Raw genomic sequence first — 12,063 nt, 5'->3', positions numbered from 1 at the left:
CGGCGCCAGGGCCAGGGCGAGTGCGGCGGTGGCAAGAAGCTGGCGCAGGCGTGCGGCCGTGCGGACGAAGGGGGTGCGTGACATGGTTGTTCTCCGGCAAGAAGGGTTGAATCGTGGCCAGCGTGTGACGCGGCTCAGTTGTCCAGCGCGAACTGGAAGGGGACGGTGACGCGCACGGGCCGTCCCTGTCCGACGCACTTGAAGCGGGCGACGGCGTTGGTGGCGGCGCGCTCGAAGACGGCATCCGAGGAGCGGACGATGCGCACGTTGCCGATGGCGCCGTCGGCGGCGACGATGAACTCGACGAGGACCTCGCCGCTCTTGCCCAGCCGCAGCGCCTGCGGCGGATAGGGGACGGCGGAGCGGATGCTGAGATGGTTGGGGCAGGTGACGCCGATGGCGGCGGCGACCGGGGCCGGCGGTGCGGCGGGTGCGGGCGGTGCCGGGGGCGAAGGCGGCTCGGCCTGGATGACGGCGATGGTGGGCGCGGGCTCGGCGGGTGCCTGGACCTGGACCTCGGGCGGGGGCACGTAGGCCGGCGGCGGCGGGGCCGGCCGGGGCTTGGCGACGATCTTCCTGGGTGGTGGCGGCGGGGGCGGTGGCTCGGGGGGCGGGGCGGGCTTGATCTCCTCGATCAGGCGCACGTCCAGCGGCGCCTTGAAAACCTTGACGACTTCGCGCGCGAGGCCGCTGGCCAGACCGTAGGCGAGCAGGAGATGGAACAGGACGACGAAGGCGATGCCGGTCAGGTGGCGGCGAGGGTCGCGTTGCTGGGTGGCGTAACTCATTGGGGCTTCCTGTGTTTCTGGCTGTGCGCATGCGGTACGCGCCGCCGGCGGGAATGTTCCCGCCCTTATCCTTCCAGCAGGCTTCGTGCCAGAACGCTCGTTTTCTTGCTGTCTTGGGGAAGCTGCTTGTTGTGAAAAGGTTTTTTTAATGCTTTATGGGCTTTTCGGCGGCGCGGCGAGACGCAGGGAACGATGCGGGTGGTGGCCGGGCATCATGGGCGGCCGCAGAGGTGTTGCAGCAGCAGCAGCGTGTGCGGCGGACCAGGGCGCATCCGCCGGTGGCCGGCTCCGGCCACCATGGGGTGTGCCATGACGATGACGGCGGGCGCCACGGACAGCGGCCTGCCGGGCTCCGTTCAGTGGCGCAGTTCGCTCAGCACCGCATCCTTGGCGGCGGCAAAGGCGGCGCTGCCGCGTGCGCGCGGGCGCGGCAGGTCGACGTCGATCACCGTGCGGATGCGTCCCGGGCGCGGGTCGAGGACGACCACGCGGTCGGAGAGATACACCGCCTCCTCGACGTCGTGGGTCACCATGATGGTGGTGATGCGGTTCTGCTCCCAGATGCGCAGCAGTTCTTCCTGCAGATAGGTGCGGGTCAGCGCGTCGAGTGCCCCCAGCGGTTCGTCCAGAAGCAGGATCTGCGGCCGCGCCACCAGGCCGCGGGCGATCGCCGCGCGCTGCGACATGCCGCCGGAGAGCTGGCCGGGGAAAGCCTTCTCGAAGCCTTCGAGTCCCACCAGGCGAATGTGGTCGGCCACCGCCCGTTTCTTTTCCTCATCGGGCAGCGCGATCGCATCCAGCCCGAGCAGCACGTTCTGCTCCACCGTGAGCCAGGGGAACAGCCGGTGTTCCTGGAAGACGATGCCGCGGTCGAGGCCGGGGCCGTCGATGGTCCTGCCGGCGACGCTGAGGCGCCCCGAAGAAGGGGTTTCCAGGCCGACGATGAGGCGCAGGATGGTGGACTTGCCGCAGCCCGAGGCGCCCACCAGGCAGACGAATTCCGCCGGCCTGACCTGCAGGTCGATGTCGCGCAGGACTTCGAGGGGCTGTGCGTCGACGTGGAAGGTCTTGCCCACGCCTTCCAGTTCGAGGATGACGTCGGGGCCCGCGTCGGCCACGGCCTGCGGGGCGCTGGGTTCGGGCGCGGCGGGGCGCTGCTGCACGGTACGGGTCACGCTATCTCCTTGTGGGGCCGGGGGGCGCCGCTGGCGGGCCGTGCCGGGGTGCTGGCGCGGCCCCTGCGGCGGGCAGGATTGCGATGGGGGGTCAGGCGAAGCTGAAGCGGTCGGCGGCCACCAGCGCCGCGAGCGGCAGGCGGTCGTTTGGCACATCCTTCTCGCGCAGGTCGTCGGGCAGCCCGGACTTGTTGGCGTCCGGCCGTCCGAGGGCGATGACGATCTCCAGCGCGTGGTCGGGCGGCACGCCGACCTCACGGCGGGCGGAGTCCTGATCGAAGCCGCCGATGGCGCGGGTGCTCAGGCCCTGCAGGCGCGCCTGGTGCGCCAGGTTGGACCAGGCGGCGCCAGCGTCGAAGGAATGCGAGCGCAGGGGCTGCTGGCCGCTGCCGTCGCCGCGGTCGCGGGTGGTGCGCGAGGTCAGCAGGATCAGCGCCGCGGCCTTGTCCGCCCAGCGCCGGTTGCCTTCGTTGAGGAAGCCGAGGAATGCCGGCCAGGCCGGCGAGTGGCGCTTGGCATAGATGAAGCGCCAGGGCTGGACGTTGCCGCCGGACGGCGCCCAGCGCGCTGCTTCCAGCACGGAGAAGAGTTCGGCGTCGGTGATCTCCTCGCCGCTGAAGGCGCGGGTGGACCAGCGGGAGACGAACAGGGTGTCGATCTCGTGTTCGGTACGGCGGTGTTCATGGATGCTCATGGGGGTTGCCTCGTCTGGGGGAAGGGGAAGCCGCGGCGGCGGGCCGGATCGTCCCGGTCCGCGCGCCGCGGGAAGGGCGTGCTCGGTCAGAAAGTGGCGCGGAAGGTGGCGCCGACCAGCCGCCGGTCGCCCCAGCGCTTGCTCACCGCGGCGTTGCCGGTGAAGGTGCTGGTGTCGACTGCGTATTCGACGTCGAACACGTTCTTCGCGTACAGGCCGAGGTGCCAGGCGCCGGTGGCGGCGCCGATGCCGATGCCAATGTCGGTGAGATGGCGGGCGTCTTCCTCGCCGTATTCCGACAGGTTCAGGGCGACGTTGTGCCTCGACGCGTAGTTGTTGTGGATGTTGGCGTTGAATACCAGGCCGTTGCTCAGCGGCTTGCGGTAGTCGGCGCCCAGGTTGAAGGAGTACTTGGGGGCGCCGGGCAGTGTGCGTCCCGAGTAGTCGCAAGAGGCGGGCAGCGCCTGCGCCAGATCGGAAGAGCAAGGCGCATCGTCGTAGCTGTCGTACTTGGCATGGTTGATCGCCCCGCCGAAGCGCAGCGTCAGCGAAGGTGTCGGCGCGTAGGCGCCGTCGAACTCGATGCCGCGCAGCGTGACCTTCTCGGCGTTGCCGATCACGTTGCGGGTGCCGGTGGTGGTGGTGGGGTCGTTGACGATCTGCTCGGTCTGGAAGTCCTTGATGTCGGTGGCGTAGAGGTTGACGTTGAGGATGAGCTTGCGGTCGAGCAGCGAGAGCTTGGCGCCGAGTTCGAGGTCGAGCGCGGTCTCGGGGTCGGTGACGTTGGGCGTGCCGTCGGCATTGTTCCAGCTCACCGCGCCCGATTTCACCCCGCGCGCGAGTGAGGCATAGAGCAGCGTGTTGTCGTTGAGCTTGTAGCTAGGGCTGAGCAGCACCGAGGTGGCGGTGCTGCGGTCGTCGATCGAGCGCTCGGGGCCGAAGCGGGCGGCGGAACCGACCTGGGTGGCGCGCACCGCCTTGGCGGCGGCGATCTGGGCGGCGCTGGCGCCGTTGGCGGCGCCGAGCACGTCGAGGTTGGCGCCGCGGCCCAGCTCCACGTATTCCCAGGTGTTCTTCTTGCGTTCCCAGGTCTGCCGCAGGCCGGTGGTCAGGGTGGCTTTTTCGGTGAAGTGCCAGTTCAACTGCCCGAATGCGGCGAAGCTGGTGGTTTCCGGCTTCTTCTTCTGGATCGTGTAGACGTTGTTCAGCGAGGCGCCGAGCAGCTCGCGGCCGGCGGCGTCGGCGTTCAGCGTGTTGTACTGCGCGTTGTTCGCATAGAAGGCGCCGGCATCGCTGCCCAGCGGCGTATGCGAGGACAGGTCGAAGGCGTTGTACAGCGCGTACAGGCCGACCTGGTAGTCGATGGCCTCGCCGGGGCGCGAGGTCAGGCGAAGCTCTTCCGAAAACTGCTTCTGGTCGGTGCGGGCGCCGCCGCCGCGGCGGATGTCGAAGCGGGTCTTGTCGAAATCGTTGTCGGCGATGAACTCGTTGTCCTTGTACGCGGTGATCGAGGTCAGCGTGTGGTTGGCCAGTTCCCAGTTGACCTCGGCGGACAAGCCGTTCTGCCGGTCGATCGACGGCGTCACGTAGTTGGCGTCCACCTTGAACTTCTCGAACAGCGGGGTGTAGCCGCCGAACCAGCTGCGGTTGAAGCGCGAACTGAGCGTGATGGGGCGCGGGGTGCCGTCGAGATAGGTCGCCGGGTCATCGACGTTGGGGCTCATGTTGATGTTCTCGCGCGCCCGGCTGTGGTGGAAGATGATCCGCGCCGTCACGTCCTCGCTGGGCACGAGCAGGAACTGCAGGCGCACGCCGGAGCGGTTGCGGTCGTACCAGGTCGATTCGTTCTGGTTGGCGTTCTTGATGCTGCCGTCGCCCTTCTCGTCGAAGAAGGACAGGCGGTAGGCCAGCACGTCGTCGACGATGGCGCCGGTGGTGGTGCCCTGCACGCGGCGCAGGTCGCGTTCGCCGGCGGTGAGTTCGACCGTGTGGCTGGGCGTGAAGCTGGGCTTGCGGGTGGTGACGTTGAGCACCCCCAGGGTGGTGTTCTTGCCCAGCAGCGTGCCTTGCGGGCCGCGGGCGATCTCGATGTTCTCCAGGTCGGCGAAATTGGTCCACGAGGCGCCGACATAGGGCTGGAACACGTTGTCGATGATGACGCCAACGGCGGCCTCGTACTCCTCGCCGTTGACGTTCTTGCCGACGCCGCGGATGGAGACGCTGGAGCGGCGGGAGTTGAGTTCGGCCGCCTGTACGTTGGTGGTGCGGCGGGCGAAGTCGGTGATGTTGACCGCGTTGTCGCGGGCCAGCTCGCGGCCGGTCACCACCGATACCGGAATCGGCACGTCCTGCAGGCGCTCCTCGCGGTTGCGCGCGCGGATCACCACGGTGTCGAGTTCCTGCCGGGAATCGGCGGCGGTTTCGGCGCCGGCCGCGTCGGTGGCCGTGCCGCTGGCGTCCTGTGCCAGTGCGGCGCCGGCAAGGGTGCCGCCCAGCAAGGTGGCGGCGATCTGGCGCGAGAGCGCTTTGAGGATTGGCCGGGCGGCGCCGGTTCGCTCCGTTCGGATGGGGTGTGCTGGCATGAGGCGGGGTCCTTCGCTCTTGGGATTGTCGAAAATTCAGGCGACGAGCCCCCCTTGGCCTGCCTGTGCAAGGCAGGGCCGGGGGATCTGGCAATGGGGGTGGAAACGCTTGGCCGCGGGGCCGACGGGCCCCGCGGGCCTATTTCACAAGACGATCTCGTCCCTGATCGGCTGCCGTTGGCTGACGTCGACCAGGCCGCGCTCGCGCGCGATCGCCAGGCTGGCGTAGATGGCCGCATCCGGGCTGTTCGGACTGCGCTGGATGCGGCTGCCTTCCGGCGCGTAGCGGCTGTCCTCCTGGCCGGCGTAGCAGTAGCTGCCCGGCTCATGGCGGTCGAAACCCACCGCGCGGCGGAAATTGCCCAGTACGCCGAGCGCCAGGATCGCCTCGCGCCCGATCGGCTGCGGCGTGCGCAGCGGGCCCACGTACAGCGCATCGGCCGGGCAGTGGGCTTCGCACAGGTAGCAGGTGTGGCACTCCTCCTGGCGTGCGATCACCGGCACGCCGTCGGCGCGCAGGTCGAAGGTGTTGGTGGGGCAGACTTCCTCGCACTTGCCGCAATGGGTGCACAGGTCTTCGAAGACGTACTCGATCATGACGCCCTCGCGTGCAGATGGGCGCTGCCGGAGACCGGCTTGCGCTTGACCCAGACCTGATCCAGCCCGCCGGTGATGACGTGGCTGTACTGCTTGTCGTCGATCACCGGGTAGTCCGAACGGCGCTGCAGGCCGCGGCTTTCCTTGCGCTCGATGGCGCTGGCGAAGATCCAGCGTGCCGCCGCGATCATCGCCGCCGCCTCGCGTGCGCGCACCACCGAGCGCGCGTAGTCGGCCCCCCGCAGGCCGCTGTCGCCGGCCAGGCTGGCGCGCGCGTCGCGCCACAGGCCGTCGAGCTTGTCCAGCGCGGAGGACATCGCCTTGCCGTCGCGGCGGTAGAACTTGGCCACCGGCAGGGTTTCGTCCTGCACGCCGGCGATCAGCGCCTTCACATCGAGGTCGGCGCGTGCGCGTTCGGTCGGGCGCAGGCCGGCGGTACCGGCATAGGCCACCTTGCGGGTGGCGGCGTCGCCGCCGTACTTGCGTGCGAACAGGGTCGCCGAGTGCCCCGCCCACGAGCCGGAGGCCAGCGCCCAGGCCGTGGCCGGACCAGCGCCGGACTGGTTGGCGCCGACCAGCTTCTCGCGCGAGGTGGTGTCGCCGGCGGCGAACAGGCCGGGAACCGTGGTGGTGGCGCCGTCGCCCACCTCGATGCCGCCCGAGGCGCGGATGGTGCCTTCGAGGATGTGCTCGACCTCGTATTCCTGGGTGAAGGGGTCGATCGGCAGATGGCGCTTGAAGTACTGGAAGGTCATCGGCTGCCCGGCCTGGATGCGCTCGCGGCCGATGTCGTCGTACTTGTCCAGCTTGCAGAAGACGTGGCCGGTCTGGATCTCGGCGATGGTGGTGCCCTTGCCACGGCTCACCACCTGGCCATGGGCGTCGGTCAGCGTGGCCGAGCCGTATACCGCGGTCTTGGAGCATGCGCTGCCCTTGGGCACGATGCCGTACTGGCCGCTGAACTCCATGCCGGACAATTGCGCTCCGGCCTCGACCGCGAGCAGGTAGCCGTCGCCGGTGTTGTTGTTGCCGCCGGCGATGCCGGAACGGAAGGCCGTGCCGCCGGTGGCCAGCACCACCGCGCCGGCGCGCACCTGCCAGCGCTTGCCGGTGCGCCGGTTCCAGCCGGTGGCGCCGGCGGCGGCACCGTCGGCCAGCAGCAGTTCCAGCGCCGGGCTGTGGTCGAGGATGGTCACGCCATGCTTCTCCAACTGGTGGCGCAGGAACTGCACCGCGTCGGCGGCGCGCAGGCCGCCCCAGCGCTCCTGGTTGCCGTCCTGGGTGCGCGGAAAGGCGTAGCCCCAGCGCGACATCAGATCCTGGTTGATGAAGCTCTGGTCGTACACCTTCTCGATCCAGTCGGTTTCGGCAAAACCGAAGGCGATCGGCAGGCGTGAGTTGACCATGCCTTCGCGGTGCACCGGGTCGTCCGGCTTGATGTAGTAAGCGCCGGTCCCCGCCGCGGCCTGGGTGCCGGAGGTGCCGAGGTAGCCTTTTTCGGCGACGACGACGCGGGCGCCGGCACGGGCGGCGGCCAGCCCCGCCCAGGCGCCGGCCGGGCCGCCTCCGATCACCAGTACGTCGGCGACCAGGTTGAGGTCGAAGTTTTCCTGCGCTGGCGGCAGGGGGAAATCCACGATGTTGCTGTTTGCCATCTGCATGCTCCCGTCGTTCGTGAGAACCGTTCGGTTGGAGGGTGGGCACTCTTGCTCTTCCCGCCGTGCAGCGGAAAGTCAGGTCCTCTTAGCATGAAGCTTGCCAGGTGCTTGAAAAAGCGCTGACTGGATATTGTTTTATAGGTTTTATTTTCTATATTCAGTTACTTGTAGTTTTTGATGATTGATTTTCAATTTATTTGATTGGAATTTACGGCAGGGCGCGCGAGAGGAGGGCTGCTGATCCGGCAGCAGTTTGCGCAGGCAGGTGTTGCATATGGAGAAGGGGCAGCGACGCGGCACAGGGGGTGCTGCATTCCGGGCAGTTGCCGCGCCGGGCTGCTGCGTGTTCACCACTTTCGCCGCGGGCGGGCGGCCAAGTCCTTGATCCGGCTAGATGGCATGGATCTGGCTTTGTCAGGGGCCGTCTGTCGAAGGGCCATCCCGGCCCGTTCCAGCGTGTTCCGACCGGAGGCGGCGGAGTCCGCCCATGACCGTCCAATGATCGAACTGATACTCGATGATCGCTGCATCCGCTGCGACAAGTGCGTGCAGGTGTGCCCGAACGAGGTCTTCGACGCCTTGCCCGGCGACCTGCCGGCCATCGCGCGCCAGGCTGAGTGCCATACCTGTTTCCTGTGCGAGGTCTATTGCCCGACGGCGGCCCTCTACGTCTCGCCGTATTCGCGTCCCGAGCCAGCCCTGTCGGCCGGCGAGCTGGACGAACTCGGCCTGATCGGCAGCTATGTGCGCAATTCCGGCTGGGCGCCGGGTGCACGCCGAAGCTGACGGCGCACGGGCAGGGCAGGCGCCATACCGCAACCCATTCCGGGAAACCACCGCATGAGCTTTTATCCGCAGCAGCAAACCGTCGATGGCGACAGCCACGATCTCCATCTCCGTACCGACGTGCTCGTCGTCGGCGGCAGCATCGCCGGCTGCTGGGCCGCGCTGGCCGCGCGCCGCGCCGGTGCCGGCGTGATCCTGGCCGAAAAGGGCTACGTCGGCACCGCCGGCGTGGTCGCTGCCGCCACCGCCGGCGGCGCCCATACGGTGCCGGGCAAGACCGAGCACAACGACAAGGTGGTCAACGGCCGCCGTGCCGTCGCCGGCGGTGTGGACGATCCCGTGCTGGCGCGCCGCGTCTACGACGAAACCTACCGCATCAGCCTGCGCCTGCAGGAGATGGGTTTCGAACCCAACCCCGGCCGTCCCGGCGCCAGCCCCTTCGGCGGCGAGCCCCGCCTGACCAGCTTCAACGGCCCGTATTCGCTCCACTTCCTGCGTACCGCGCTGCTCAAGGCGGGGGTGCGCATCCTCGATCACAGCCCGGCGCTGGAACTGCTCGCCGCCGACGGCGTCGTCACCGGCGCCGCCGGGGTGAACCGCCAGAGCGAACAGAGCTGGGCGGTGCGCGCTGGCGCGGTGATCCTCGCCACCGGCGGCAATGCCTTCCGTTCCGGGGCGATGGGTACCAACGGCGTCACCGGCGACGGCCATCTGTTCGGCGCCGAGGCCGGCGCCCGCCTGGTGGGCATGGAGTTCAGCGGCCACTACGGCATCGCGCCGGCTGGCAGCCAGACCACCAAGGGCTTCTGGTACGGCAGCGCCACCTTCTACGACGGCGCCGGGCGCGAACTGCCGGTCAACGGCTGGGGCGCGGTGCCCGACGTCGCGCGCGCGGTGATGGAAACCGGCGGCGCCTGGGCCACCATCAACCGCGGCGGCCCCGACATGCAGCGCTTCGCCCGCCGCACCGTCAATCTGTTCCAGTTCTTCGACCGGGCCGGCATCGATCCCTTCAAGGACCGGTTTCCGCTGACGCTGCTGTACGAGGGGCACGTGCGCGGCGTCGGCGGCCTGGTAGTGGATGACACGGCTTCCACCGGCGTGCCCGGCCTCTATGCCGCCGGCGACGTCACCGACCGCACCCACATGACCGGCGCGCAGATGAGCGGCGCCGGTCCGGCGGTGTCGTGGTGCCTCGCGTCGGGCGAATGGGCCGGCGCCGCGGCGAGCGCGTTCGCTGCCGGTCCGGGCCGCGCGCTGCGCCGGCATGAGGCCGTCGGCCTTGGCGGCCTGGGCCTGCGCGCACCGTCGGGCAGCGCCTGCCCGACAAACGCGCTGCACGACCTCCGCGCCGCCGTGCAGGCCGAGATCCTGCCGATCGAGAAGAACGTGTTCCGCAGCCTGGACGGCATCGACGCCTCGACCGGCCGGCTCGACGGCCTGTGGGAGCGCCATCGCGGCACGCTGCTGGGCGGGGGCGTGCGCGAGGTGGTACTGGCGCGGGAGACCGCGGCCTTGCTCGCCGGCGCTCGCTGGCTGTATCGCGCGGCGCGCCAGCGCACCGAGACGCGGGGCCTGCACCGCCTGCGCGACCATCCCGCAAGCGACGCCGCGCAGCGCGACCGCATCGTGCTCGCCGGCGTGGACGGCATCCGGCTGGCGAGGGAGCCGCTGCGCGCCCAGGCCGGGCAGGCGGCGGCGTGAGCGCAGCATCCGGCGCGGGCAGCGCCGCCGGCCGTGCCCAAACGAAAGCCGCTGGAGACCCCGGCGGCTTTCCTTCGTCCGGGGCCGTGCCGCGTCCCGGACGCCTGCCGCATTACCGCCAGTAGCTTTCGAGCTGCAGCTCCTTCAGCGCGGCCTGCTGGTATTCCGGCTTGAACCAGGAACGTATGGCCTTGTCGTCCGCGCCGCGGCGGATCAGCTTGTGCTTGACGCCAAACGCGACCAGTTCGCCGTAGGCGGTGTAGGAACTCTCGTCGATGAGGGGGTTGAAGCGGACCTTCAGCGAACCCGCGTAGTCTTCCTTCACGTATTCGTAGCCCACGCTGCGCGCGGCGACGAACTTCAGCAGCGCCTCCCGGTTGTTTTCCTCCGACGCCCAGTGCGACGCGCGCAGCAGGATCTTCACCACGCGCCTGACCACGTCGGGGTGGGCCTTCTCGAAGCGGCCGGAGACGAGCACCCCGCTCTGGCTGTTGTCGGCGGCGAAGTCGCGGGTGCCGTCCAGCACGCGCAGCTTGCCCTGGTCGCGCTGGATCAGCAGGTTGACGCCGCCAAACACCGCATCCACCGCGCCGGCGTTGAACGCGACCAGGGCTTCCGGGCCCTGCAGGTTGACAACGGTGATGTCCTTCTCCTGCAGGCCCTGGGCTTCCAGCAGCTGGATCAGCGAACGGTAGGGATTGGTGCCCTTCTGCACCGTGATGCGCTTGCCCTTGAGGTCGGCCACCGTCCGGTATGGCGAGTCGGAGCGCACGGCGAGGTAGTAGGTGCCCGAGCCGGTGGCGCGGCGGGTGGCGACGATGTGGGCCGGAATGCCGCCGGCCAGCCCGATCACGTTGGGCACGCCGCCGTAGGTGCCGAAATCGATCGAGCCCTGCGCCAGCGCCTCGTTCTGCGCCGGGCCGGTGCCGACGAAGAACACCTGCTCGATCGCGGGGCCGCCCTTGCCGAATTCCTCCTCGAAGTAGCCGAGGTGTTCCGCCAGCGCCACCAGGCCGCTGCTGACCGGCTTGCCGCCGGTGCTGGTGACGTTGGTGCCGCCGACTTCGCCGAACACGATCCGGGCGGGCAGTTCCGCCGCGACGGCGTGCAGGGACAGCATGGCGAGGGCGGCGGCGAACAGGGCGCGGATGCGGATGGGGGTGGGGGGGATGCGGAGCGGGCGTTCCATGGGGCCTCCGGAGGATGGATGAAAAAAAGGGGGAATGCCGCGGGGGCGGCGCGTACTCAAGCGCGCGCGCGGCGCCAGCGGAACAGGTAGTCGGGGAGGCTGCGCAGGGCCTTGTTCATGGCGACGCCGGTCGCCGCGATCACGGTGACGCCGAGCAGCACGATGTCGGTGCGGAAGTGCTCCTGCGCGCCGATCACCACCGAGCCGATGCCGCCCGACATGACGCCGATCACGTATTCCGCGCCGATGGATGCGAACCACGAATAGATCAGCGACAACTGCAGCGCGGTGACGATGGACGGCGCCGACGAAGGCAGGATCACCCAGCGCAGCATCTTGAGGCGCGAGAAGCCGAGCACGCGGCCCACTTCCAGCAACTGGGCGGGGGTGCTGCGCACGCCCTCGAACGCGCCCATCACCACCGGCTTGGACGCGGCGATGGCGACGAACACGATCTTGCACAGGTCGCCGGTGCCGAACCAGGCGGTCAGCAGCGGAATCCAGGCCAAGATCGCGACCTGGCGCACGGCGTGGAAGCTGGGCCCCATGATGCGGTCGAAGGCGTGCGACAGGCCCATGCCGATGCCCAGCAGCAGGCCGACGCCGACACCGACGCCGTAGCCCTTCAGCAGCCGGGAGAAGGTGGACACGATGCCTTCGGCCAGCGACGAGAACACCTGGGGATCGCGCGCCGCATCGTAGAGCTGGCCGAAAGGCACCAGCACCAGGGGGCTGACCCATTCGTGGGTGGTGGCCAGCCACCACAGCACCAGCAGCAGCGCAGGCGGCACCAGCCCGCGGAAGTGGCGGCTGCGCCACACGCGCCCGGGGGCCGCGGTGAATGGCCCGGCCGCCGGCCGCGCACCACCGGCGGGGAGAGGGGCCGGCGC

General features: G+C 69.4%; 10 protein-coding genes. 2 read left to right on the top strand and 8 right to left on the bottom strand.

What is annotated here, in order from left to right; translation table 11 throughout:
- Nucleotides 1-134 precede the first annotated feature (134 nt).
- The 6 genes from C666_RS16870 to C666_RS16845 form a co-directional block, all read right to left on the bottom strand.
- Nucleotides 135-788 (bottom strand): energy transducer TonB, encoded by a 654-nt coding sequence (locus C666_RS16870; RefSeq protein ID WP_004344383.1) that lies wholly within the window; start codon nucleotides 786-788, stop codon nucleotides 135-137.
- A 356-nt stretch (nucleotides 789-1,144) separates the two neighbouring features.
- A complete protein-coding gene (locus C666_RS16865) occupies nucleotides 1,145-1,963 on the bottom strand; it encodes an ABC transporter ATP-binding protein (protein ID WP_004344382.1) in 819 nt (272 codons plus the stop codon).
- Nucleotides 1,964-2,054: 91 nt separating this feature from the next.
- Nucleotides 2,055-2,657, bottom strand: coding sequence for a nitroreductase family protein (locus C666_RS16860; RefSeq protein WP_004344380.1), 603 nt, complete (start codon nucleotides 2,655-2,657; stop codon nucleotides 2,055-2,057).
- Between the two features lie 86 nt (nucleotides 2,658-2,743).
- Nucleotides 2,744-5,239, bottom strand: a complete 2,496-nt coding sequence (locus C666_RS16855) for a TonB-dependent receptor (protein ID WP_004344378.1) — start codon at nucleotides 5,237-5,239, stop codon at nucleotides 2,744-2,746.
- 144 nt (nucleotides 5,240-5,383) lie between these two features.
- Nucleotides 5,384-5,836, bottom strand: a complete 453-nt coding sequence (locus tag C666_RS19960) for a 4Fe-4S dicluster domain-containing protein (protein WP_004344377.1) — start codon at nucleotides 5,834-5,836, stop codon at nucleotides 5,384-5,386.
- A complete protein-coding gene (locus C666_RS16845; RefSeq protein ID WP_162173255.1) occupies nucleotides 5,833-7,491 on the bottom strand; it encodes an FAD-dependent oxidoreductase in 1,659 nt (552 codons plus the stop codon). Before C666_RS16845 ends, C666_RS19960 begins: the two co-directional genes overlap by 4 nt.
- 501 nt (nucleotides 7,492-7,992) lie before the next feature.
- Here C666_RS16845 and C666_RS16840 point away from each other — a divergent pair.
- Both C666_RS16840 and C666_RS16835 read left to right on the top strand, forming a co-directional pair.
- Nucleotides 7,993-8,280 (top strand): 4Fe-4S dicluster domain-containing protein, encoded by a 288-nt coding sequence (locus tag C666_RS16840; RefSeq protein ID WP_004344373.1) that lies wholly within the window; start codon nucleotides 7,993-7,995, stop codon nucleotides 8,278-8,280.
- A 54-nt stretch (nucleotides 8,281-8,334) separates the two neighbouring features.
- On the top strand, nucleotides 8,335-9,984 hold the full coding sequence (locus C666_RS16835; RefSeq protein ID WP_004344371.1) for an FAD-binding protein: 1,650 nt from the start codon (nucleotides 8,335-8,337) through the stop codon (nucleotides 9,982-9,984).
- A 112-nt stretch (nucleotides 9,985-10,096) separates the two neighbouring features.
- On the opposite strand, the gene C666_RS16830 is transcribed toward C666_RS16835, so the two are convergent.
- Nucleotides 10,097-11,173, bottom strand: coding sequence for an ABC transporter substrate-binding protein (locus C666_RS16830; protein ID WP_004344369.1), 1,077 nt, complete (start codon nucleotides 11,171-11,173; stop codon nucleotides 10,097-10,099).
- Nucleotides 11,174-11,229: 56 nt separating this feature from the next.
- The coding region (locus C666_RS16825) for an ABC transporter permease (protein ID WP_004344367.1) at nucleotides 11,230-12,063 on the bottom strand (834 nt) is incomplete at its 5' end.

This window comes from Thauera linaloolentis 47Lol = DSM 12138 (genome assembly GCF_000310205.1).
GTDB lineage: Bacteria > Pseudomonadota > Gammaproteobacteria > Burkholderiales > Rhodocyclaceae > Thauera > Thauera linaloolentis.
The sequence above is the reverse complement of the archived record's forward strand: the minus strand, read 5'-3'. Positions and strand labels throughout refer to the sequence as shown.